The organism is Mesomycoplasma neurolyticum (genome assembly GCF_900660485.1).
Taxonomy (GTDB): Bacteria; Bacillota_I; Bacilli_A; order Mycoplasmatales; family Metamycoplasmataceae; genus Mesomycoplasma_A; species Mesomycoplasma_A neurolyticum.
The window spans coordinates 297,207-322,481 of sequence record NZ_LR214951.1; the positions used below are offsets into that span (position 1 = coordinate 297,207).

Sequence of the window (25,275 nt, forward strand, 5' to 3'; positions counted from 1 at the left end):
ATTGGCATGACTAAATTAAAAAAAGGTATTTTTATAGTCTCGTGTCAGGCTTTAGCTGATGAACCTATGTATGGAAGAGACACTGTTTTAAAAATGGCAAGGGCCGCAATTCAAGGAGGTGCGGAAGGTATTAGAACCAGTCAAATTAATAACATTAAAAAAATTATAAAAGAAAATTTTAATGTTCCTATTATTGGGTTGGTAAAAAAACAATATTTAAACTCAGATGTTTATATAACTCCTACAATTAAAGAATTAAAACAGTTAATTGAAACAAATGTAGATATTATTGCAATTGATGCAACATTAAGACAAAGACCAAAAGAAAATTTAGAAAAAATGGTAGATTATTTTTATAAAAATAAAAAAAATCACCAACTTTTAATGGCTGATTGTTCAGATTATGAAGATGTAGAAAATGCAATAAAACTTAAATTTGATATTATTGGAACAACAATGAGAGGTTACACAAAAAAAACTCAAAATCAATCAAATACTGAAAATGATTATGAATTTTTAAAATGATGTGTAAAAAAACTAAAAAACACTAAAATAAAATTGATTGCTGAAGGCGGTTTTAATACCCCGCAAGATGTAAAAAAAGCTTTTCTACATAATGCTTATGGTGTTGTTGTAGGTTCAGCTATTACAAGAATTCAATTTATTACTAAATATTTTAAAGAAAATATTAATTAAAATAAAAAAGGAAAAATAAAAAAAATGAAAAAAAATATTTTTAACGGTATATTCCCAGCACTAATAACACCATTTAGTGAAAATGGAAAACTAAAAGAAAATTCATTGCGTGAAATTATTAGATTTTTAATTGATGTGCAAAAAGTTGATGGTCTTTATGTAACAGGGTCAACAGGAGAATTTTTACTTTTAAGTCATGATCAAAAGAAAAGGATTTTAGAAATTGTAGCTGAAGAAGCAAAAGGAAAAATTACATTAATTGCACAAATAGGAAATCTAAATCTTTCAGAAGTTAAAAGTTTAGCTCGTCATGCAGAAAAATTAAAGTATGATGCAATTAGTGCAATCACACCATATTATTATAATTTTTCATTTGAAGAAGTAAAATCTTATTACAATGAAATATCACAAGCATCTAATTTGCCAATGTTTATTTATTACTTGCCACAATTAGCTGGAGGAAAAGTTAGTCTTGAGCAATTTTCTGAATTATTAAATATTAAAAATGTTATTGGTTCCAAATATGGTTCAACTGATTTATTCTTTTTTGAAAGATTAATTAATAAATGCAAAGATAAAATATTTATGTTTGCATATGATGAAGCATTGGGACTTGGATTATCCCTAGGAGCAAGAGGTTTCATCGGCTCAACATATAATATAAATACAAAGGGCGCAAGAGAAATCATAACAGCTTATGAAAAAAATGATCAAATAAAATTTAAAGAAAGCATTCATAAATACAATGATTATATACAGCAAGTATTGAAAGTTGGTTTAATGCAAACCTTAAAAGCAGTAATGCGTGAAAAAGGTGTTGATGCAGGTTATAATAAAAAACCATTTAAATTTATTTCTAAAGAAGATTTGAAGCCAATTGCACAAGAATTAATAAAAAAATATAACTTATAATTAAATTATTTTAGTGACCTAGAAGATAATATTTTTATTTTCTAGGTCATTTAATAAAATAAAAAGGTAATAAAATGAAAATAAACAAAATTTGATATTTACTTTTGCTATTTTCAGGTGTTTCAATAATATCTTTAACAATTAGTGTTGTCACATTAACAAAAATTCATTTTCATAAAGTAGATATAAATGTTCGATATAGCAATAAAAATCCAAATATTATTCTTGATAATATTGGTTCAAAAAATAAAAAAGAAGAACTAATTATAGAAAAAAAAGAACCAAATTTAGAAGAAAATATAAAAAGCGGAAACTGATATGATCAAGTTGCTATAGAAAATAAAAAATTTACTATTGAAAAATTAAAAAATCAAAAACTTTTTGAATTTAATGATAAAAATGGTGCACACTCTTATAGAATACCAGGTGTAATTAAGACTCATGATAGTAAAATTTTAGTTTCTGCAGATAAAAGACTTGAAAATTCCGGTGATTTTGGTAATTACATTGAACAAGTTTTTAAAATATCAAACGACAATGGTAATACATGAAGTGAAAACAAGGCAATTGTCAAAGTAGAAACACCCAAAACAAAAAAAGGCCTTATTATTGATGGAGGTTTTGCAGAAATAGAATATAATGAAAATAACGAAAAAAAACATAAATTAATTTATTTATTTAATTTATCAGGAAGTAGACAGGGTATTCCTCATTTTCAAGACAGCCAACCATTTACAAAAATCAATGATAAATTAGCATGAAAAATAAGTGTTAAAAATAACCAAGAGATAGAATCAAAAGTTTTATTAAAATATTCAAAAAAAGAAAATTGATGAAGATTACACAATATAAAAACTGATAATAATGAAACAACAAATACAACTTTAGAACCTTTAAATGTTTATGTAAACAATGAATACGATTCAAAAAATCACTTTATAAGTGGAAGAGTGTATGAAAATGTTTTGGAATCTGACTTTGATAATGATGAACTTTTAGAATCTAAAGCAACCGAGCATAGCATTTGAGATCCCTATAACGATGCAAAATACATCCCTGAAAAAGTAAATTATAATGGATATCTCGAATCATTTGATAACGGTGAAACATGAAAAAATTTTAAAATAATTGATGAAGATTTTCCAAATACAACTAAAAAATTTTTAGGTAATGCTGTTGGTGGTGGAATACAACTAAAGCATCAAACCAATGCTAGATTAAATGGAAGAGTTATTTTCCCTATGTATTCTAACTTTACTGAAATAGTAAAAGGAAGAAGTACTACTAGAGAAAAAGCATATTATATTTTTAGTGATGATTTTGGAAAAAATTGAAATTTAAAAGAAGCAGGTTTAGATTTTAATTTAACTGAATCAACAATGATCGAAATTGAAAACGGTGAGATTTATTGACTTTTAAGAAATAGTACTGGTGGAAATAATTCATTTGGTATTACAAAATCAAATGATGGTGGACAAAATTGAATAAATCCAAAAAATCTAAAAGAAAAAAATGGATATATACAATTAGCTCATGATGGTAGAGTTTTTAGCGGAATGAGCCATTTTAAATTAAATGATGAAGATTATTTTATTTTTGCAGCTCCAACAAGATGAAAAAGAATTAATGGTCAACTATTTATTACTGACAAAAAATTTGAAAAATTTTATTCAGTTTATAATTTTGATTACAAAGGGATTGAAGAATTTGCATATAGTTACTCATATGTTGTAGAACAACAAAAAGATTATGTAGATGTTATAATAGTTTATGAATGAAGTCCTGACACAAGACAAAATTCAAATTATACCTTTTTAATGTCAAGACCTCAAGGTATTGGTATTCATATTACAAAACTAAGAATTAAATTAAAATAATTAATTTTTTTATAAAATTAAAAAAAGGAATTGAAATGAGTAATATTTTAGCTTTTGATATTGGTGGTACAAACATTAAATATGCATTAGTGGATAAAAACTACAAAATAATTTTTCAATACAAAGTCAAAACTAAAGCTTATACTTTGTTGAAACAAATTGATGAAATAATAGAAAGAAATAATACTTTTAATTTTAATTGCATTGCAATTGCAATGACTGGGGTAATAGATTCTAAAACAAAAAAAATTATTTTTGCAGGAAATGGTTTTGATTTTTTAATAAATCTTGATTTTTCTTTTTTAGAAAAAAAGTACAATAAAAAATTAATAATTGAAAATGATGCTAATGCTGCAGTGTTTGCTGAATTGATTAATAAAAAATATAAAAAAATACCTAATATTGCGCTTATTACTTTTGGAACTGGTGTTGGTGCTGGGATCATTATAGACCAAAAGCTATTTAAAGGAAAAAATAATTTAGGTGGAGAAATAGGTACAATACCTTGAAAAAATTCTATTGTTGATAAGGAACTAAGTTTTTCAAAATTTAATAAAAAAATTAAAGAAAAATTTAAATTTAATTCACTAAATCCAATAACATTTAAATTAAAATATTGAATTAACAAAGATTTTGCAAATTTGATGAATAAATATTTAAATGATGTAGCTACTTTCTTAGCGACTTTGAGTATCATATATAATTTAGACATTATAAAATATGGTGGTGGTTTATCACATTTAGATAAAATATTTCTTAATAAAATTGAAAATAAATTTTATTTATTATTAAGTAAAACTGCTTTTAAAACTACTATTATGAAAGCAGAAAATATGAATAATTCAGGGGTTTTAGGTATTTCTTATTTATCAAGAATTAAAAAATAGTGAATTTAATAAAATTTTTATTTTTAAAAAAATATAAAAACACAAAAAATATTTTTGTGTTTTTTATAAATAGTTTTATTTTAATTTCATTTTTTCTTAAAATCACTATATAATGTCCTATCAATAACATTATCGTTATACAAATATAATTTTCTTAATAAAATATCTGAAATAAAAAGTTCAGAAATTTTAGATGATAAAGCAATTATTCTATTATCTTGCTCTAATGTTTGAAAATGAATTACAATTTTATTTTTTGTACTTTTATAATTAATGTTTTTTGTAATTAAAATAACTTGAATTCCGTATTTTTCAAGCAAATCTAAAATAAATTTGTTTTCTTTAGAAGACATTGACTTACTAAAAATTAAAACTACACAATTATTTTTTTTATAATTCTCTACATATAAAATAACATCATGAATAGTATTAGCTAATGCTGCATCTTTACCAATAACAAGTAAATTATGAACCATTTCTCTTGCTACATAACTAGAAGATGAAATTCCATAACAACAAATTTTTTGAGATTTTCTCAATAAATGAAAAGCCATGTTAATATCATTTTTATTTAAATTATCCAATGTTTTATCAATTGAATGTTTGTAATATAAGTTAATATTTTCAGCGAAAATAGTATTTTTTTGTTGAGAATATTTTTTTTGAATTTGTTGTTCTTTGATTACTGAATTTTTAAGTTCTTTAAATGTTTGAAAGCCATTTTTTTTCACATATCTTGTTATGGACCCGATGCTTACATACAAAAATCTTGACAATTCTTGAATAGGCATACTAATAAATTTATCAGTATGATCGTTTATAAAATCATTAATAATTTTTTCATTAGTTGACAAATTTATTGATTTCTCATCCAAAATTTTAACTATTTTATTCATTTTATAAATTATATAACAAATTTTAGCATTTCAACTTTTAAATACAAAAAAATTATGTTAAAATTTGAAATTTTTTTTAAAATTTTACAAAAAAAAAAAAAGTTGAAATTATTTTTAATTGCAAAAAATACACCTTTTTTAGTACTTAAAATTAATGTTAGGAAATAAATTTCCTAACCATTTTTTATATAAATTTTAAGGAGGAAAATGGATAATTTAAGTGCTAAAAGTTCATTTACATGATTAGATTGAATAGTAATGATTTTATATATGTTAGGTGTTCTAGTTATTCCAATTTTTTTCTTTTGACAAAGTAAAAAAGATAAAAAATTTAATAGTTCTAAATATTTAACAGCTAAAAACATGAGAGTTCCTGCCATTGTTGTAGCATTAAGTATTTGAGCTACTGCCTTAAGTAGTTTAACTTTTTTAGGAACACCTGGATTAGCTTTTAAAACAGGTTGAATGTGAATTGCTGGACAAATCACTATTTTAGCAATAACACCTTATTTAACTAAAATTATTATTCCTTTTTATCGTCGAATAAAAGGAAGTACAAGTTATACATATCTACAACAAAGATTCAATTATGCAGTAAGATTTATTGGTTCTATTTCTTTTATTTTATTTCATATTTTTAGAATGGGGATTGTGTTATACATCCCTGCACTAACAATAACACTTTTTGTTGATATAAATATATATTTATTATTATTTATAGTTTCTATTATTGTAATTATAAGCACATTTTTAGGTGGATTTAAAGGTGTTTTATATACTGATGCAGTTCAAGGCTTTGTTTTAATGCTTGGAATATTCTTAGTGATCATTTTCGGGCTTGCTAAAACAAATTGAAGTGCTTCAACAACAAAATTGCACATATTATTTTCTAAAGATCAATGAAAAATCTCATTAACATCCGGAGGAATATTTTTTATATTTATATCAAACTATATTTCAACGATGTTTTCATATTCTGCATCTCAAGATATTGTTCAAAGATATAAAACAGGAAAAACAATTTCCACAACATATAAATCTATATATATAAACGTGATATTGGTTGCGATAACAATTTTATTTTTTTATGGGGCTGGCTCAATTCTTTATACCTATTATTCTTCACATGGTTTTGAAGTTGATGCAAAAAATGCCATTGATCAGATTGTAGGAAGAGATAAAGCTGCGAATAATTTATTATTATCCAACTTTATTGTCAAAGTATTGCCTATGGGTATATCTGGATTAGTTGTTTCTGCTGTTTTTGCAGCTAGTCAATCAACTGTTTCTTCATCATTAAATTCATTAGTAACAACTTTTATTAATGATATTGTTATTGTTTTTTACAATAAAATTAAAGAAAAATCTAAACTTTTTTTATCATACATTTTAACAATTGTTTTTGGGTTTTTAGGTTTTTTAGTAACTATTCTTTTAGCTGCAACTAAACAACAAAATTTAATTGATTATTTTTTAGGAATCGTAGGACTTTTAGGAGCGCCATTAGCTGCTGTGTTTTTACTTGGTGTAGTAACTAAAAAAACAAATGCTATAGGTGCCTTAACAGGTTTGATTATTTCTTTTTTAATAACATTACCAATTTGAATTTTAGTGAAAATTACAAAAACAATAAAATTTGACACTATTTATTTAGGAGTAATAAGTTTCGTAGTAGTTTTATTAATTGGTTATTTAATTTCAATAGTAATTGAAAAACTTAAACTTTCTAAAGAAAAAGACTTAACTAATTTAACAATGCATACAAGAACAGATGAATTTAAAAAATTAGTTAAATTAGAAAAAGAAGCGTTAAAACTAGAGTTAAAAACTAAAAAAAATAATGAATTTAAGAAATTGTTTGATGAAAAAATGGTTGAAATAAAACGATTAGAAGAAATTGTTGAAAACCAAACATAAAAAATATTTTTTTTAACAACTTTAACTAAAAAAATAGTTGGAGTTGTTTTTTTTATTATTAATAAAAATAAAAACACAAGGTATTTACGAAAAAACACGTTGTATTTTTTAAAAAAATAAAAAAATCTTAATTTTAATAAAAAAATACTATTTTTAAATATAAAAAAAATTTTTTAAAAAAAAATAACATAAAAAAAATATAATTAAAATATGCTAAAAAAATATAAAGTAAGGTTAAAATGATGAGAAATAAAAAAATTTTAAATATGCTTTTACAAATATCTCCTTTTGTAGTTGCAGGAACTTTGGTAACTGTTGGTTTTACATTAGGCAAAAATACAACATCACAAAAATATGATTATAATAACTTAATAACAAAAAATTTAAATGATGAAGTTAGTGATAAAAATGAATTTAAAAAAGTTATAAAAAGAACAAAAAATTTTGTTATTCCACAAAATGACAATTTCAAGCAAATAGAACAAGAAATTAATAACACCTTTGAACTAAAATTATTACTTAATTATCCAGTTGAAGAAAAAAACACAATAAATGAAGATGTTGATTTTTTTACAAAAGAAAATAACAAAACAAAAGATGAATTATTTAAAAAATTTTCATATATAAAAAGTGGTGAAATTAGTAAATTATCACCTGTAATTTGGTTATTTTTTAACACTAATGAAGAAAAACAAAAATTTATTAATGAAATTGAAAAAGATGAAAATTTTTTTCAAATAATTGATTTGGAATACACAACTTCTGCTAATTCAAATAGTTTATTTAGTGAAATAAAAAATAAAGATCCTTATGAAGAAGATTGAGATAATTATCCAATTAAAATAACTAAAAATAATTTAAATGTTATAAATTTTGACAAAATTCACATAAATTCAAAACATCCTCGTAGCCAAATAGGGATAATGGAGGTATTCCATACAGTTGAAATAGAAAAAAATAATTATAAAATTATAAATAATGGCATCTTAGATAAAAATATAAGTAAAAATATTTTCAAAGATTTTCAAATCTATAATAATGATGGAACTCCTAGTAGTCATGCAGGCGTAGTAGCTGGAATAGCAGCAGGGAGAGATGGGGTTGACACAGAAGCAAAAGTTTATTCAGCTGGTTTTATAAATGATTCGATGTGACAAAAGCAAATTGAATGAATGGTTATAGACAATGGAGTTAGAGTAATTAACCATAGTTATGGAGCAGGAAAACATGAAGGAAATGAAGAATATGGTGAGCAAGCATATTTTATTGATTACATATCTAGAAAATACGGTGTAGTTAATGTTTTTGCAGCTGGTAATGGTCATAATAAAGACCCAAAAGAATATAATAAATATATTGATAGAGATAATTTATCTTTCAATTCAATTGTTGTTGGTGCTCTTCAAAAAGATAGCACAAAAAATAACTACAAAATTGCTAATTATTCAAATAGAACACTAGAAAATAAATATAATGAGTTACCCAAACCATTAGTTGTTGCACCGGGTTATTTTGAATATAAAAATCGTAATAATCAAGACATTAAAGATCAAGGGACAAGTTATGCTGCACCACTAGTTACAGGAGCAATAAGTGTTTTATTAAAAGAAAAAAGTTGATTGAATGATGATTGAAAAAGAGTTCCAGCAATAAAAGCAATTTTAGCTGCTTCTTCAATATTAAATCCAAAAGATAAAGATTTAAATATAAATAGTAATGGTTTAAGTAAAACTTATGGTTCAGGATTAATTGATTATGAAAGAATGCTAAAAGCATATATTCCTGTTGAAGTTGTGCATTTTGACAAAAATCAAAAAGAATATATTATGAAAGATGATAATCTATTTTTAAATAATGGTGATAAAATAAAAATAGCTTCTTCTTGAATGTTTAATGCCGGAATTTTAAAAAATGAAAAAACAAAACCTGCTTTTTGAGAAAGATCTTTTTGATGATGATTAAATCCTTTTAATTGAGGAAAAAAAGCTAATAATCAAGATGAAATTGATAATTGAAATAAAAACTACAATAAATCTGATTGATTAAAAAAAGAAAAAACTTTTCAAAAACAAAATTCTCGTTTTTTTAGTGATTTTGACTTATATTTAGAAAAATGAAATGGGCATTCATGAGAAACAGTTAAAAGCGTTTTATCTATAAATAGCAATGTTGAAGTAATTGAATATACATCAGATGAAAAAGCTAAATACAGGATAAAAGTTAAGCGATATACAAGTCCCTATGAGGAATTTGTTGATGATATAATGGCGGTCACTTATGTTAAAAATTAAAAAAAATATAAAAATATTTTTTTTATTAAGTTTTTTATTTATGCCTTTTTTATTTACTTCTTGCATTGTAGTAACAAAAATTAAAGAAAATGATAAAAAAGAACCAAATGATTCATATTATTGACTTCCAGAATACAAAGAAGGTTCAGAGGAAAAAGGTAAAATATGATCATGAGTTAATAAAACATACAAAAAGAATAATGTTGAAAAATTTTATTATAGATCTTTAATTAAAAGAATCCCAGATAAAGCTCCATCAGAAGAAGAAGTTTATGAAAAAATTTTTGGACAACCAAAATTAGAATCAGATGTTTTTAATTATAAAGAATTAAAAAATGTTGATGATTTTGAAAAAGTTTTTGGTCAAAATGGAGAAATACTTTTTGACTTATTTTTTAGATTATATAAACAGGGAAAAAATATTAATAATCATGAAGAAACAATTTTTGGTACATGAAAAATAAATGATATTTTGATTAATAAAAAAATACCAAAGAAAGAATTAGAACATTTTTTTGAAAACAATAATATTTTTTTATATGTAACAAAAGGTCCTTCTGAATATGATATGTTTATTAAAAATGATGAAAATAATAAAAAAATAATTGTTCAACCTTTTGTTATTTGGCCGAGGAGTCATATAAAATATAATGAATATATTACATTGAATATAAAACCTGATGCTTATTATTTTTTACCTTATTCAAAAAAATATGAACTTGATTTTAAAAAACCTATACCTCCATATACTCCATCTCATGATGATATAGTTAATGAAATTTTAGAATTGACTGCAAAAAACGATGCAAAAAATAAAAAAATATAGTTTAGTAAAACACGATAAAATAAGTTAAATACTATAATGGTCATTTTTTAATTTATCATTTTATTATTCAGAATTAGTAAATATTGAAATTATATTTGCAATTAAATGATTTGAAATTGACTATAAATCACTTGTTTCAACTTTTGATAATGAGTTAAAAAAATTGTAACGCTTTATAATATTTAATGAATGAAATAACTTTTTATAGCTAATTTCTTTTTGAATTATTTACGAAAAAACACGTTGTATTTTTTAAAAAAATAAAAAAATCTTAATTTTAATAAAAAAATACTATTTTTAAATATAAAAAAATTTTTTTTAAAAAAATAACATAAAAAAAATATAATTAAAATATGCTAAAAAAATATAAAGTAAGGTAAAAATGATAAGAAATAAAAACTACAATAAATCTGATTGATTAAAAAAAGAAAAAACTTTTCAAAAACAAAATTCTCGTTTTTTTAGTGATTTTGACTTATATTTAGAAAAATGAAATGGGCATTCATGAGAAACAGTTAAAAGCGTTTTATCTATAAATAGCAATGTTGAAGTAATTGAATATACATCAGATGAAAAAGCTAAATACAGGATAAAAGTTAAGCGATATACAAGTCCCTATGAGGAATTTGTTGATGATATAATGGAGGTCACTTATGTTAAAAATTAAAAAAAATATAAAAATATTTTTTTTATTAAGTTTTTTATTTATGCCTTTTTTATTTACTTCTTGCATTGTAGTAACAAAAATTAAAGAAAATGATAAAAAAGAACCAAATGATTCATATTATTGACTTCCAGAATACAAAGAAGGTTCAGAGGAAAAAGGTAAAATATGATCATGAGTTAATAAAACATACAAAAAAAATAATGTTGAAAAATTTTATTATAGATCTTTAATTAAAAGAATCCCAGATAAAGCTCCATCAGAAGAAGAAGTTTATGAAAAAATTTTTGGACAACCAAAATTAGAATTAGATGTTTTTAATTATAAAGAATTAAAAAATGTTGATGATTTTGAAAAAGTTTTTGGTCAAAATGGAGAAATACTTTTTGACTTATTTTTTAGATTATATAAACAGGGAAAAAATATTAATAATCACGAAGAAACAATTTTTGGTACATGAAAAATAAATGATATTTTGATTAATAAAAAAATACCAAAGAAAGAATTAGAACATTTTTTTGAAAACAATAATATTTTTTTATATGTAACAAAAGGTCCTTCTGAATATGATATGTTTATTAAAAATGATGAAAATAATAAAAAAATAATTGTTCAACCTTTTGTTATTTGGCCGAGGAGTCATATAAAATATAATGAATATATTACATTGAATATAAAACCTGATGCTTATTATTTTTTACCTTATTCAAAAAAATATGAACTTGATTTTAAAAAACCTATACCTCCATATACTCCATCTCATGATGATATAGTTAATGAAATTTTAGAATTGACTGCAAAAAACGATGCAAAAAATAAAAAAATATAGTTTAGTAAAACACGATAAAATAAGTTAAATACTATAATGGTCATTTTTTAATTTATCATTTTATTATTCAGAATTAGTAAATATTGAAATTATATTTGCAATTAAATGATTTGAAATTGACTATAAATCACTTGTTTCAACTTTTGATAATGAGTTAAAAAAATTGTAACGCTTTATAATATTTAATGAATGAAATAACTTTTTATAGCTAATTTCTTTTTGAATTATTTACGAAAAAACACGTTGTATTTTTTAAAAAAATAAAAAAATCTTAATTTTAATAAAAAAATACTATTTTTAAATATAAAAAAATTTTTTTTAAAAAAATAACATAAAAAAAATATAATTAAAATATGCTAAAAAAATATAAAGTAAGGTAAAAATGATAAGAAATAAAAACTACAATAAATCTGATTGATTAAAAAAAGAAAAAACTTTTCAAAAACAAAATTCTCGTTTTTTTAGTGATTTTGACTTATATTTAGAAAAATGAAATGGGCATTCATGAGAAACAGTTAAAAGCGTTTTATCTATAAATAGCAATGTTGAAGTAATTGAATATACATCAGATGAAAAAGCTAAATACAGGATAAAAGTTAAGCGATATACAAGTCCCTATGAGGAATTTGTTGATGATGTAATGGCGGTCACTTATGTTAAAAATTAAAAAAAATATAAAAATATTTTTTTTATTAAGTTTTTTATTTATGCCTTTTTTATTTACTTCTTGCATTGTAGTAACAAAAATTAAAGAAAATGATAAAAAAGAACCAAATGATTCATATTATTGACTTCCAGAATACAAAGAAGGTTCAGAGGAAAAAGGTAAAATATGATCATGAGTTAATAAAACATACAAAAAAAATAATGTTGAAAAATTTTATTATGAATCTTTAATTAAAAGAATCCCAGATAAAGCTCCATCAGAAGAAGAAGTTTATGAAAAAATTTTTGGACAACCAAAATTAGAATCAGATGTTTTTAATTATAAAGAATTAAAAAATGTTGATGATTTTGAAAAAGTTTTTGGTCAAAATGGAGAAATACTTTTTGACTATTTTTTTGACTTATATAACTGAGAAAAAAATATTAATAATTACGAAGAAACAATTTTTGGTACATGAAAAATAAATGATATTTTGATTGATAAAAAAATACCAAAGAAAGAATTAGAACATTTTTTTGAAAACAATAATATTTTTTTATATGTAACAAAAGGTCCTTCTGAATATGATATGTTTATTAAAAATGATGAAAATAATAAAAAAATAATTGTTCAACCTTTTGTTATTTGGCCAAGGAGTCATATAAAATATAATGAATATATTACATTGAATATAAAACCTGATGCTTATTATTTTTTACCTTATTCAAAAAAATATGAACTTGATTTTAAAAAACCTATACCTCCATATACTCCATCTCATGATGATATAGTTAATGAAATTTTAGAATTGACTGCAAAAAACGATGCAAAAAATAAAAAAATATAGTTTAGTAAAACATGATAAAATAAGTTAAATACTATAATGGTCATTTTTTAATTTATCATTTTATTATTCAGAATTAGTAAATATTGAAATTATATTTGCAATTAAATAATTTGAAATTGACTATAAATCACTTGTTTCAACTTTTGATAATGAGTCAAAAAAATTGTAACACTTTATAATATTTAATGAATGAAATAACTTTTTATAGCTAATTTCTTTTTGAATTATTTACCAAAAACACGTTGTATTTTTTAAAAAAATAAAAAAATCTTAATTTTAATAAAAAAATACTATTTTTAAATATAAAAAAATTTTTTTTAAAAAAATAACATAAAAAAAATATAATTAAAATATGCTAAAAAAATATAAAGTAAGGTAAAAATGATAAGAAATAAAAACTACAATAAATCTGATTGATTAAAAAAAGAAAAAACTTTTCAAAAACAAAATTCTCGTTTTTTTAGTGATTTTGACTTATATTTAGAAAAATGAAATGGGCATTCATGAGAAACAGTTAAAAGCGTTTTATCTATAAATAGCAATGTTGAAGTAATTGAATATACATCAGATGAAAAAGCTAAATACAGGATAAAAGTTAAGCGATATACAAGTCCCTATGAGGAATTTGTTGATGATGTAATGGCGGTCACTTATGTTAAAAATTAAAAAAAATATAAAAATATTTTTTTTATTAAGTTTTTTATTTATGCCTTTTTTATTTACTTCTTGCATTGTAGTAACAAAAATTAAAGAAAATGATGAAAAAGAACCAAATGATTCATATTATTGACTTCCAGAATACAAAGAAGGTTCAGAAGAAAAAGGTAAAATATGATCATGAGTTAATAAAACATACAAAAAAAATAATGTTGAAAAATTTTATTATAGATCTTTAATTAAAAGAATCCCAGATAAAGCTCCATCAGAAGAAGAAGTTTATGAAAAAATTTTTGGACAACCAAAATTAGAATTAGATGTTTTTAATTATAAAGAATTAAAAAATGTTGATGATTTTGAAAAAGTTTTTGGTCAAAATGGAGAAATACTTTTTGACTTATTTTTTAGATTATATAAACAGGGAAAAAATATTAATAATCACGAAGAAACAATTTTTGGTACATGAAAAATAAATGATATTTTGATTAGAAAAAAAATACCAAAGAAAGAAATAGAACATTTTTTTGAAAACAATAATATTTTTTTATATGTAACAAAAGGTCCTCTTGAACATGATATGTTTATTAAAAATGATGAAAATAATAAAAAAATAATTGTTCAACCTTTTGTTATTTGGCCAAGGAGTCATATAAAATATAATGAAATTGTTAGTGATGATATAAAACCTGATGCTTATTATTTTTTACCTTATTCAAAAAAATATGAACTTGATTTTAGAAAACGTATACCTCTAGATACTCCAACTCATGATGATATAGTTAATGAAATTTTAGAATTGACTGCAAAAAACGATGCAAAAAATAAATAATTTTAATTTATAAAACACTATAAAATAAGTTAAATACTATAATGGACATTTTTTAATTTATCATTTTATTATTCAGAATTAGTAAATATTGAAATTATATTTGCAATTAAATGATTTGAAATTGACTATAAATCGCTTGTTTCAACTTTTGATAATGAGTCAAAAAAATTGTAACGCTTTATAATATTTAATGAATGAAATAACTTTTTATAGCTAATTTCTTTTTGGATTATTTATGAAAAAACACGTTGTATTTTTTAAAAAAATAAAAAAATCTTAATTTTAATAAAAAAAATACTATTTTTAAATATAAAAAAATTTTTTTTTAAAAAAACAACATAAAAAAAATATAATTAAAATATGCTAAAAAAAATAAAGAAGGTTAAAATGATGAGAAATAAAAAATTTTTAAATATGCTTTTACAAATATCTCCTTTTGTAGTTACGGGAACTTTAGTAACTGTTGGTTTTACATTGGGCAAAAATACAACATCACAAAAATATGATTATAATAACTTAATAACAAAGAATTTAAATGATGAAGTTAGTGATAAAAATGAATTTAAAAAAGTTATAAAAAGAACAAAAAATTTTGTTATTCCACAAAATGACAATTTCAAACAAATAGAACAAGAAATTAATAACACCTTTGAACTAAAATTATTACTTAATTATCCAGTTGAAGAAAAAAACACAATAAATGAAGATGTTGATTTTTTTACAAAAGAAAATAACAAAACAAAAGATGAATTACTTAAAAAATTTTCATATATAAAAAGTGGTGAAATTAGTAAATTATCACCTGTAATTTGGTTATTTTTTAACACTAATGAAGAAAAACAAAAATTTATTAATGAAATTGAAAAAGATGAAAATTTTTTTCAAATAATTGATTTGGAATACACAACTTCTGCTGATTCAACTAATTTATTTAGTGAAATAAAAAATAAAGATCCTTATGAAGAAGATTGAGATAATTATCCAATTAAAATAACTAAAAATAATTTAAATGTTATAAATTTTGACAAAATTCACATAAATTCAAAACATCCTCGTAGCCAAATAGGGATAATGGAGGTATTCCATATAGTTGAAATAGAAAAAAATAATTATAAAATTATAAATAATGGCATCTTAGATAAAAATATAAGTAAAAATATTTTCAAAGATTTTCAAATCTATAATAATGAAGGAACCCCTAGTAGTCATGCAGGCGTAGTAGCTGGAATAGCAGCAGGGAGAGATGGGGTTGACACAGAAGCAAAAGTTTATTCAGCTGGTTTTATATCTACTACTGATTCAGCTTGACAAAAGCAAATTGAATGAATGGTTATAGACAATGGAGTTAGAGTAATTAACCACAGTTATGGAGCAGGAAAACATAAGGGAAATGAAGAATATAATGAGCAAGCATATTTTATTGATTACATATCTAGAAAATATGGTGTAGTTAATGTTTTGTCTGCTGGCAATGGTCATAATAAAGACCCAAAAGATGGTAATAAATATATTGATAGTCATAAACTATCCTTCAATTCAATTGTTGTTGGTGCTCTTCAAGAAGATAGCACAAAAAATAACTACAAAATTGCTAATTATTCAAATAGAACACTAGAAAATAAATATAATGAGTTACCTAAACCATTAGTTGTTGCACCAGGTTATTTTGAATATAAAAATCGTAATAATAAAGACATTAAACGTAGAGGAACAAGTTTTGCTGCACCACTAGTTACAGGAGCGATAAGTGTTTTATTAAAAGAAAAAAGTTGATTGAATGATGATTGAAAAAGAGTTCCAGCAATAAAAGCAATTTTAGCTGCTTCTTCAATATTAAATCCAAAAGATAAAGATTTAAATATAAATAGTAATGGTTTAAGTAAAACTTATGGTTCAGGATTAATTGATTATGAAAGAATGCTAAAAGCATATATTCCTGTTGAAGTTGTGCATTTTGACAAAAATCAAAAAGAATATATTATGAAAGATGATAATCTATTTTTAAATAATGGTGATAAAATAAAAATAGCTTCTTCTTGAATGTTTAATGCCGGAATTTTAAAAAATGAAAAAACAAAACCTGCTTTTTGAGAAAGATCTTTTTGATGATGATTAAATCCTTTTAATTGAGGAAAAAAAGCTAATAATCAAGATGAAATTGATAATTGAAATAAAAACTACAATAAATCTGATTGATTAAAAAAAGAAAAAACTTTTCAAAAACAAAATTCTCGTTTTTTTAGTGATTTTGACTTATATTTAGAAAAATGAAATGGGCATTCATGAGAAACAGTTAAAAGCGTTTTATCTGTAAATAGCAATGTTGAGGTAATTGAATATACATCAAATGAAAAAGCTAAATATAGGATAAAAGTTAAGCGATATACAAGTCCCTATGAGGAATTTGTTGATGATGTAATGGCGGTCACTTATGTTAAAAATTAAAAAAAATATAAAAATATTTTTTTTATTAAGTTTTTTATTTATGCCTTTTTTATTTACTTCTTGCGTTGTAGTAACAAAAATTAAAGAAAATGATGAAAAAGAACCAAATGATTCATATTATTACAAAGAAGGTTCAGAAGAAAAAGGCAAAATATGATCATGAGTTAATAAAACATACAAAAAAAATAATGTTGAAAAATTTTATTATAGATCTTTAATTAAAAGAATCCCAGATAAAGCTCCATCAGAAGAAGAAGTTTATGAAAAAATTTTTGGACAACAAAAATTAGAATTAGATGTTTTTAATTATAAAGAATTAAAAAATGTTGATGATTTTGAAAAAGTTTTTGGTCAAAATGGAGAAATACTTTTTGACTATTTTTTTGACTTATATAACTGAGAAAAAAATATTAATAATCACGAAGAAACAATTTTTGGTACATGAAAAATAAATGATATTTTGATTAATAAAGAAATACCAAAGAAAGAATTAGAACATTTTTTTGAAAACAATAATATTTTTTTATATGTAACAAAAGGTCCTCTTGAATATGATATGTTTATTAAAAATGATGAAAATAAGAAAAAAATAATTGTTCAACCTTTTATTATTTGGCCAAGGAGTCATATAAAATATAATGAAATTGTTAGTGATGATATAAAACCTGATGCTTATTATTTTTTACCTTATTCAAAAAAATATGAACTTGATTTTAAAAAACCTATACCTCCAGATACTCCATCTCATGATGATATAGTTAATGAAATTTTAGAATTGACTGCAAAAAACGATGCAAAAAATAAAAAAATATAGTTTAGTGAAAAAACACTATAAAACTTTTTCATAAATTAAAATTATTTTAATATAAAACTTAATTGCGACACTATAAAATAAGTTAAATATTATAGTGTCCATTTTTTATTTTTACAAAAAAGTTATAGTTATCATAAAATAAATTTAATATAAATAAGATATATTATATTTTTTTAATAAATTACAAAAGTTTATTTAGTATTTAACTATTTGAAATTAAAAAAAATCTTATAGTAAAATATATCATCACAATGAAAAAATATTTTACTTAAGATTTTATATTTGAAATTAAAAATATTTACTAAAAGCATTGAAAAATTTACATAAATTTATATTAATGTTTAATATTTTCTAAATATTTTTGATCAAAAACTTTATAAAATTCAGTAATTAGTTTTATACATGATTCAATATCATGAAGTGAAGCAACACCAATTGGTGAATGCAAGTACCTTTGTGGAATTGAAATAGAGATAGTTGGCACACCATTTTTACCATATTGCAATTCTGCAGCGTCAGTTCCACCACCTTGTGCTACATATTTATAAATTGGAATATTATGTTTTTTAGCAATATCAAAAAATGCATTTACTAATTTTGTATGCATAATGGTTTCAAAGTCCATTATAGTGATTGCTACCCCTTTATTAACAGCGGGAATTCCTTTCATAGCATTAGGTGTATCATGTGAAGCACCAGTATCGATGACAATTGCAACATCCACTTCAATTGAATTAGCTAAAACTTTTGCCCCTCTTGTTCCAACTTCTTCTTGCACTGTTCCAACAAAATAAGGAACATTAGGTAATTTTTCATCTTTTAGTGCATTAACAACAAAATCTAAAACAGCAACACCTGCGCGATTATCCATAGCTTTTCCAGCTACTAAATCAGGGTTAAACAATCTCAATGTTTCGCCATAAACATAAATTCTATCACCAGGTTGAATTCCTTGTTCTAATGCTTCTTCTTTATTTTTAAAACCAAAATCTACATACATATCTTTAATAGTTGGCGCTTTAGTTCTTTTTTCAGCTTCTAAAATATGAATAGAAGTATGACCAAAAATTCCATAAAATTCTTTGTTTGTTGAAGTTATTATTTTGGCTTTTGTTCCAATGAAAACAAGAGGTCAAACTCCACCTACACTCACAACTAAAATTTGGCCATTATCATTTATATCTAAAACAGAAAAACCAACTTCATCCATATGAGCTGCAAGTAAAATCTTTGGACCTTTTGAATGATTTTTTTTAGTTATTATTAAGGAACCTAGTCCATCTCTTTTAAATTCTACATTAGCATTTTCTGTATTTTTTTTAAGGGCTTTAACAACTTCTTCTTCATGCCCTGAAATTCCATGGATTTCCATGTATTCTTTTAATCTTAAAAAAATATTTTCTTTATTTATCATTATTTTTCCTTTTTTTATTTATTTATAAACAATTTTTTTTAGTTCATTATTATCAAAAATTTTAAAAAATTCAATTAATAATTCAATAATCGCTTTAATATCATTTAAATCACAAACACCAATTGGTGAATGTAAATATCTTTGTGGTATTGAAATAGTTAAAGTAGGGACACCACCTTTACCATATTGTAATTCAGCAGCGTCAGTTCCACCACCTTGTGCCACAAATTTATAAATAGCTATATTTTTTTTCTTTGCTAAATTGTAAATATATTCAACTAATTTAGGGTTCATAATTGTTGATGAATCCATCATTCTAATTGCAACACCCATACCAAGTTTTTGTGTTCCTTTAATTGTATTAATTGTATCATGCGAAGCAGTTGTATCAATCGCAATTGCAACATCCACTTCAATTGAATTAGCTAAAACTTTTGCCCCTCTTGTTCCAACTTCTTCTTGCACTGTTCCAACAAAATAAGGAACATTAGGTAATTGTTCATCTTTTAGTGCATTAACAACAAAATCTAAAACAGTAATACCTGCGCGATTATCCATAGCTTTTCCAGCTACTAAATCAGGATTAAACAATCTCAATGTTTCACCGTAAACATAAATTCTATCACCAGGTTGAATTCCTTGCTCTAATGCTTCTTCTTTATTTTTAAAACCAAAATCTACATACATATCTTTAATAGTTGGCGCTTTAGTTCTTTTTTCAGCTTCTAAAATATGAATAGAAGTATGACCAAAAATTCCATAAAATTCTTTGTTTGTTGAAGTTATTATTTTGGCTTTTGTTCCTATGAAAACAAGAGGTCAAACTCCACCTACACTCACAACTAAAATTTGGCCATTATCATTTATATCTAATACAGAAAAACCAACTTCATCCATATGAGCTGCAAGTAAAATCTTTGGACCTTTTGAATGATTTTTTTTAGTTATTATTAAGGAACCTAGTCCATCTCTTTTAAATTCTACATTAGCATTTTCTGTATTTTTTTTAAGGGCTTTAACAACTTCTTCTTCATGCCCTGAAATTCCATGGATTTCCATGTATTCTTTTAATCTTAAAAAAATATCTTCTTTATTTATCATTATTTTTCCTTTTAATTAAAAAATAAAGCACATTTAAGAGCTTTATTTTTTATTTCTAATTTCTTTTAATCTAGCAGATTTACCTTTTCTATCTCTCATGAAATATAGTCTTGCTCTTCTAACTTTGTTTGAACGAACAACTTCGATTTTTTCAATTAAAGGAGAGTTAATTGGGAAAGTTCTTTCAATTCCAACATTATATGAAATTTTTCTTACAGTAAACATTTCTCTTAACCCTGTACTATTTCTAACAATTACTAATCCTTCAAAAACCTGAATTCTTTCTTTGTTGTTTTCTTTAATTTTTACGTGAACTCTAACATTATCACCTACTTTAAAATTAGGTATATCATTTCTTAATTGTTTTTGCTCAACAATAGATATTAATTTATTTTGCATGTTTTTTCCTTTCTAAAAGATCTGGTCTATTTTTTTTAGTTTTTTCCAATTGTTTTTGCTTTTTTCAAGCATCAATATTTTTATGATTCCCACTAAATAAAACTTCTGGCACTAATAAATCTTTGTAATTTCTTGGTCTAGTGTATTGTGGATAATCTAATAAATCATTTTCAAATGATTCATTTTCATGAGATTCTTTTTTTATAACACCATCTACCAATCTAATAATTGCATCTGCAACAACCATTGCAGGTAATTCCCCACCTGTAAGCACAAAATCTCCGATTGATATTTCTTCATCTACTAAATAATCAATTATTCTTTCATCAAAACCTTCATATCTTCCAGCAATCAATGTAATTTCTTTTAATTTAGAAAATTCTTTAGCCATTTTTTGATCAAAGACTTTGCCTTGTGGACTTAAAGCTATTTTGAAACCTTTAGTTTTTTTGAGTGCTAAATCTATAGGTTCAATTTGCAAAAGCATACCATGACCACCACCAAAGATTTCATCATCCACTTTTCTATGTTTGTTTTGTGAAAAATCTCTTATATCAATTACATTAATTTCAATAATCTTTTTTTCAATTGCTTTTGCAATAATAGATTCATTTTTAAAAGCTTCAAAATATCTAGGGAATAGAGTTAAAAAATTTATTTTCATAAAAATTATTTATTTGTAAATATTATTTTGACTCAGCAAATGTTTTAAAAATTTCTTCTTTTTTTAATAAATTTCTAACAACTGTTGTAGGAATAGCCCCTTGTTTAAGTCATTTTAATACTAATTCTTTATTTACTTTTAATTCTTTTGAATGTGGATTGTAATGACCTAAAATTTCAATAAATCTTCCATCTCTTGGTGCTCTTGAGTCGGCAGCAACTATTTTATAAAAAGCATTAAATTTATTTCCTAAACGTTTTAATCTAATTTTTACCATTTTTTTTACCTTTCTTTTGTTTAATATAAATTAAGTTTATTTTTTATATTTAAATAATAATAAGAATATTTTACACTAAAAAAAAATTTTATCAAGCATTTTTGCTTTACATTTTTAATTTTTTTCTATACAAAAAAAAATATACAAAATAAACAAAATATTGTATAATGTATAAGATTACAGTAGAGGTGTAGTTCAACGGTAGAACAACGGGCTTCAACCCCGTGTGTTATGGGTTCGAATCCTGTCACCTCTGCCATTTTTTTTATACTTTTTCAAAATTTAATAAAAAAATCTGTCTTTTTATTAAAACAGATTTAATTATTGAATAATATAAAAAAAAATTATTTTTCAAAAATACTTATTAATAAATCTAACAAAAATATATAAGATAGTTTTAAATTGTTTTGAAAAAAGTGCAAATCTTTAAAATTATTATTTTTTAACTTATAATATGCAATAAATTTAGAAGAAAAATTAAAATCATTTTTTGATAAAATAATACTTTTTATTTCTAATTTATCTAGTGCATTTATAAATTCAAAATGTATGTCTTTTTCAAAATCATCTATAAATAAAATAATTTCATTTTCATAATCATAATTATGTAATAACAAATCATAATTATCAAAATAAACTATTTTTTTATTTCTATTTTTAAAATAATTTTCAAAATCACTAAATGAAAAATTGAATTCTTGATTTTTATAAATATAAATTTTTTTAGCAGTTTTTAATAAAAAATAACTTTTTTCTAAAAAATTATTTTCAATATTTTTATAAATATCATTAATTGTTAAATAATACCTAGATTGTAAATAAAGCAATGGATTACTGAAAGATTCACTTATTTTTTGTGGTGATTCTTTTAATTTATTTTTAATTGATAATTTAAATTCTTTGAGATTTTTATATCCTATTTTTTTAACATATTTTGTCACAATTGAAGGTGAATTTAAAGATAAAATATCTAAAACATCTTTTAGACTTGTTTTTAAAAAAACTATAGGATTTTCTTCAATTCATTCTTCTAAATTTTTTTCACTTTTTGTTAATTTTGTTAAATTATTTAAATATTTAATATTCATTTTTATCCCTTATCAATAGCTATTTTAACAATTTTAGATATCATATTTGCGCATTCAAGTCGATTCAAATGTGTTTTAACATCTTCAAAAACTAACAATTTTTCTAAAATGTTTTTCTTTATATTTTCAGATTTTTTATGAATTAAATTATCATAATTTTCAACAATTAATTTTATTTCATCAATAGTTTTATTTTTTGCAATTTCTAAAAAAATATCAGTAGATGATAAAAAAACAGCACATCCAATAGCTTCGAATTCTGCATTTTTCAAAATATTATCTTCAATTTTTAAATTTATTCATATTTCATCAACGCAATTATTGCTATGAAGATAATGTGAATTAGTTTTATCAATATTTTCTTTTTTAAATCTTGGATTTAAATAATAATCCATGATTATTTGTCTTTTATCATCCTTAGAGAAAGTCAAGAAAATCACCACCCTTTTGTAAAGTTTTAACCAATATATCTACATCTTCTTTATTGTTGTAAAAAGCAATCGAAACTCTTACATAATTTTTTTCTTCTTTAATAAATGGAATTAATTTAGAACAAAAAATTCCACTTCTAACATAAATATTATTATGTCCAAGATAAGAAGCTACATCTTGTGCTGAAGTATTTTTCATAGTGAATAAAGTGATTAAATCGCCTCTTTTGCTATGAATTATTAGATCTTTTACATCTAGTAAACGATCATATAAATATATTGCGCTTTCTGTTGCTAATTTTTTTATTTTTTTTAAAGTTATTTTTTCAACTAAATTTAGTGATTGCTCAAATTGTCAAATTGCAGCAAGATTTAATGTTCCAGGTTCGAATTTTTCAATTGTATTTTTCTGATTTCATTCATTAGTATCTAAATCTACAATTTTTTCTACAGAACCACCACCAAAAGTGGCGGGTCTTAAATTATCTAAAAGTGATTTTTTTATTATAAGAGCACCCAAACCAGTAGGACCATACATTTTATTGGCACTAAAAGCAATAACATGACATCATTTAAGACTTACAACTTCAGTTGAAATAGCTTGTGCTGCATCATTAATTAATATACTATTGTACTTTTTGGCTTTTTCATACAATTCTTTAAAATTTAATTTTATCTGAAAATTATTTGTTTGTTGACTATAACAAATTAATTTGGTTTTTTCATTGATATCATCTATTAAATTTTCAGAATAAACTATTTTAGCTTTTCTTTTTTTAGCTAGTTCAATTCAAGGTATAATATGAGAACTATGATTATAATATGAAATTAATATTTCATCGTTTTCAAAAATATGCTCTTCAATCATATTGGCAAAATTATTTAATGATTGAGTAGTTCCAGATGTAAAAATAACTTCATCTGTTGTTGAATCAGTTAATTTAGCTATTTTTACTCTAACATTATCAATTTTTTGAGAAATAATAATACCAATTTCAGATTCAGAAGTTCTATTACTAATAGCAAAATTTTCATAAAATTCTCTTGATGCTTCTATTACTGAATAAGGTTTCTGACTTAATGCCGCATTGTCAAAATATGTAATTTTTTTAAGCATAGGAAATAGTTTTCGATATTCGTTATTCATTTTCCACCTTTTTAAATAATGCTAAATATTCTTTATTTTTTGACTTATTGCCTGTAATTGGCGATTCTGTAATATTTAATAATTTAAAATTATACTCTAAACCATATTTAATAACTCTATCTATAAGAAAATCATGATATTTTTCATCAACATAACCTTTTTTTTCTACATATTTACTGGATGCTTCAAATTGTGGTTTAATCAATAAAACTATTTCAGTATTATAATCACTAATTTCACCTATAACTTTAAAGACTTCTTTTAAACTTATAAATGAAACGTCACAAACAATTATGTCTATTATTTCATTAAATAGTTGAAAGCTAATAGTTTTTAAGTTAGTTTTTTCCATAACAATTATTTTAGAATTTTGTCTTAACGAATAATCTATTTGATTAGTCCCTGAGTCTAATGCATAAATTTTTTTAGCTTTATTTTCTAGTGCGACTTGAGTAAAACCACCAGTGGAAGAACCTATATCTAAAACAATTTTATTTTCAAAATTTAAATTAAAAAATTCAATAGCTCTAAGTAATTTTAAAGCTCCTCTTGAAACTCATTTTTTTTCTTGATAATCTATTTGAATTATACTGTCAATTTTTACCTTTTGATGTGGTAGTAAGATTATTTCATTATTAACTTTTACTTTTCCAATTCTAATTAAAATTTCAGCATTTTTATAACCTTTTTTTAAAACTAAATCTAATAATTTAATTTTCAT

The 25,275-nt window shown here is 22.8% G+C and carries 25 protein-coding genes and 1 tRNA gene; 16 read left to right on the plus strand and 10 right to left on the minus strand.

Going from position 1 to position 25,275, the window contains the following annotated elements; genetic code table 4:
- Positions 1-6: 6 nt before the first annotated feature.
- The 4 genes from EXC65_RS01260 (at position 7) to EXC65_RS01275 (ending at position 4,372) form a co-directional block, all read left to right on the plus strand.
- Positions 7-696 carry an N-acetylmannosamine-6-phosphate 2-epimerase gene (locus EXC65_RS01260; RefSeq protein ID WP_129719690.1) on the plus strand — a complete coding sequence of 230 codons (690 nt, stop codon included), beginning with the start codon at positions 7-9 and terminating at the stop codon, positions 694-696.
- A gap of 24 nt (positions 697-720) precedes the next feature.
- On the plus strand, positions 721-1,608 hold the full coding sequence (locus tag EXC65_RS01265) for an N-acetylneuraminate lyase (RefSeq protein WP_129719691.1): 888 nt from the start codon (positions 721-723) through the stop codon (positions 1,606-1,608).
- A 74-nt stretch (positions 1,609-1,682) separates the two neighbouring features.
- Positions 1,683-3,485, plus strand: a complete 1,803-nt coding sequence (locus tag EXC65_RS01270) for a sialidase family protein (RefSeq protein ID WP_129719692.1) — start codon at positions 1,683-1,685, stop codon at positions 3,483-3,485.
- A 35-nt stretch (positions 3,486-3,520) separates the two neighbouring features.
- Positions 3,521-4,372, plus strand: coding sequence for an ROK family protein (locus tag EXC65_RS01275; RefSeq protein WP_129719693.1), 852 nt, complete (start codon positions 3,521-3,523; stop codon positions 4,370-4,372).
- An 80-nt stretch (positions 4,373-4,452) separates the two neighbouring features.
- On the opposite strand, the gene EXC65_RS01280 is transcribed toward EXC65_RS01275, so the two are convergent.
- On the minus strand, positions 4,453-5,268 hold the full coding sequence (locus tag EXC65_RS01280; protein WP_129719694.1) for a MurR/RpiR family transcriptional regulator: 816 nt from the start codon (positions 5,266-5,268) through the stop codon (positions 4,453-4,455).
- Between the two features lie 207 nt (positions 5,269-5,475).
- Here EXC65_RS01280 and EXC65_RS04570 point away from each other — a divergent pair, with 207 nt between their 5' ends.
- From EXC65_RS04570 to EXC65_RS01340, 11 genes are all read left to right on the plus strand, one after another.
- A complete protein-coding gene (locus EXC65_RS04570; protein ID WP_232018824.1) occupies positions 5,476-7,185 on the plus strand; it encodes a sodium:solute symporter family transporter in 1,710 nt (569 codons plus the stop codon).
- A gap of 239 nt (positions 7,186-7,424) precedes the next feature.
- On the plus strand, positions 7,425-9,476 hold the full coding sequence (locus EXC65_RS01295) for a S8 family serine peptidase (RefSeq protein WP_129719695.1): 2,052 nt from the start codon (positions 7,425-7,427) through the stop codon (positions 9,474-9,476).
- Positions 9,463-10,302 (plus strand): hypothetical protein, encoded by an 840-nt coding sequence (locus EXC65_RS01300; RefSeq protein WP_129719696.1) that lies wholly within the window; start codon positions 9,463-9,465, stop codon positions 10,300-10,302. Before EXC65_RS01295 ends, EXC65_RS01300 begins: the two co-directional genes overlap by 14 nt.
- A gap of 382 nt (positions 10,303-10,684) precedes the next feature.
- On the plus strand, positions 10,685-10,969 hold the full coding sequence (locus tag EXC65_RS01305; RefSeq protein WP_129719697.1) for a hypothetical protein: 285 nt from the start codon (positions 10,685-10,687) through the stop codon (positions 10,967-10,969).
- A complete protein-coding gene (locus tag EXC65_RS01310) occupies positions 10,956-11,795 on the plus strand; it encodes a hypothetical protein (protein ID WP_129719698.1) in 840 nt (279 codons plus the stop codon). The genes EXC65_RS01305 and EXC65_RS01310 overlap by 14 nt, the downstream gene beginning before the upstream one ends.
- Before the next feature lie 382 nt (positions 11,796-12,177).
- Positions 12,178-12,462 carry a hypothetical protein gene (locus EXC65_RS01315; protein WP_129719699.1) on the plus strand — a complete coding sequence of 95 codons (285 nt, stop codon included), beginning with the start codon at positions 12,178-12,180 and terminating at the stop codon, positions 12,460-12,462.
- Positions 12,449-13,288, plus strand: coding sequence for a hypothetical protein (locus EXC65_RS01320; protein WP_129719700.1), 840 nt, complete (start codon positions 12,449-12,451; stop codon positions 13,286-13,288). Before EXC65_RS01315 ends, EXC65_RS01320 begins: the two co-directional genes overlap by 14 nt.
- 381 nt (positions 13,289-13,669) lie before the next feature.
- On the plus strand, positions 13,670-13,954 hold the full coding sequence (locus EXC65_RS01325) for a hypothetical protein (protein ID WP_129719699.1): 285 nt from the start codon (positions 13,670-13,672) through the stop codon (positions 13,952-13,954).
- The gene (locus tag EXC65_RS01330) at positions 13,941-14,774 is read left to right on the plus strand and encodes a hypothetical protein (RefSeq protein ID WP_129719701.1); all 834 of its coding nucleotides are present in this window, start codon (positions 13,941-13,943) and stop codon (positions 14,772-14,774) included. The genes EXC65_RS01325 and EXC65_RS01330 overlap by 14 nt, the downstream gene beginning before the upstream one ends.
- 387 nt (positions 14,775-15,161) lie before the next feature.
- Positions 15,162-17,219 carry a S8 family serine peptidase gene (locus tag EXC65_RS01335; protein WP_165001317.1) on the plus strand — a complete coding sequence of 686 codons (2,058 nt, stop codon included), beginning with the start codon at positions 15,162-15,164 and terminating at the stop codon, positions 17,217-17,219.
- A complete protein-coding gene (locus tag EXC65_RS01340) occupies positions 17,206-18,033 on the plus strand; it encodes a hypothetical protein (RefSeq protein WP_129719703.1) in 828 nt (275 codons plus the stop codon). Before EXC65_RS01335 ends, EXC65_RS01340 begins: the two co-directional genes overlap by 14 nt.
- 334 nt (positions 18,034-18,367) lie before the next feature.
- On the opposite strand, the gene EXC65_RS01345 is transcribed toward EXC65_RS01340, so the two are convergent.
- Genes EXC65_RS01345 through rpsP form a run of 5 tightly spaced genes read right to left on the minus strand, consistent with a single transcriptional unit; the run spans position 18,368 to position 21,888 of the window.
- Entirely contained in the window at positions 18,368-19,447 is a 1,080-nt protein-coding gene (locus tag EXC65_RS01345) for a M42 family metallopeptidase (RefSeq protein WP_129719704.1), read from the minus strand.
- An 18-nt stretch (positions 19,448-19,465) separates the two neighbouring features.
- The gene (locus EXC65_RS01350) at positions 19,466-20,548 is read right to left on the minus strand and encodes a M42 family metallopeptidase (RefSeq protein ID WP_129719705.1); all 1,083 of its coding nucleotides are present in this window, start codon (positions 20,546-20,548) and stop codon (positions 19,466-19,468) included.
- Between the two features lie 42 nt (positions 20,549-20,590).
- Positions 20,591-20,947 carry a 50S ribosomal protein L19 gene (gene rplS, locus EXC65_RS01355; RefSeq protein WP_129719706.1) on the minus strand — a complete coding sequence of 119 codons (357 nt, stop codon included), beginning with the start codon at positions 20,945-20,947 and terminating at the stop codon, positions 20,591-20,593.
- The gene (gene trmD, locus EXC65_RS01360) at positions 20,937-21,611 is read right to left on the minus strand and encodes a tRNA (guanosine(37)-N1)-methyltransferase TrmD (protein WP_129719707.1); all 675 of its coding nucleotides are present in this window, start codon (positions 21,609-21,611) and stop codon (positions 20,937-20,939) included. The genes rplS and trmD overlap by 11 nt, the downstream gene beginning before the upstream one ends.
- Before the next feature lie 22 nt (positions 21,612-21,633).
- The gene (rpsP, locus tag EXC65_RS01365; RefSeq protein WP_129719708.1) at positions 21,634-21,888 is read right to left on the minus strand and encodes a 30S ribosomal protein S16; all 255 of its coding nucleotides are present in this window, start codon (positions 21,886-21,888) and stop codon (positions 21,634-21,636) included.
- A gap of 184 nt (positions 21,889-22,072) precedes the next feature.
- On the opposite strand from rpsP, the gene EXC65_RS01370 reads away from it, so the two are divergent.
- Positions 22,073-22,147 (plus strand) — tRNA-Trp (locus EXC65_RS01370).
- A gap of 85 nt (positions 22,148-22,232) precedes the next feature.
- Here EXC65_RS01370 and EXC65_RS01375 read toward each other — a convergent pair.
- From EXC65_RS01375 to EXC65_RS01390, 4 genes are read right to left on the minus strand one after another with little or no spacing between them, the layout of a single operon-like run.
- Positions 22,233-22,976, minus strand: coding sequence for a MurR/RpiR family transcriptional regulator (locus EXC65_RS01375; protein WP_129719709.1), 744 nt, complete (start codon positions 22,974-22,976; stop codon positions 22,233-22,235).
- 2 nt (positions 22,977-22,978) lie between these two features.
- Positions 22,979-23,407, minus strand: coding sequence for an iron-sulfur cluster assembly scaffold protein (locus EXC65_RS01380; RefSeq protein WP_129719710.1), 429 nt, complete (start codon positions 23,405-23,407; stop codon positions 22,979-22,981).
- Positions 23,394-24,554 carry an aminotransferase class V-fold PLP-dependent enzyme gene (locus EXC65_RS01385; protein WP_129719711.1) on the minus strand — a complete coding sequence of 387 codons (1,161 nt, stop codon included), beginning with the start codon at positions 24,552-24,554 and terminating at the stop codon, positions 23,394-23,396. Before EXC65_RS01385 ends, EXC65_RS01380 begins: the two co-directional genes overlap by 14 nt.
- Positions 24,547-25,275: a TlyA family RNA methyltransferase gene (locus EXC65_RS01390; RefSeq protein ID WP_129719712.1), complete on the minus strand. Its 729-nt coding sequence runs from the start codon at positions 25,273-25,275 to the stop codon at positions 24,547-24,549. Before EXC65_RS01390 ends, EXC65_RS01385 begins: the two co-directional genes overlap by 8 nt.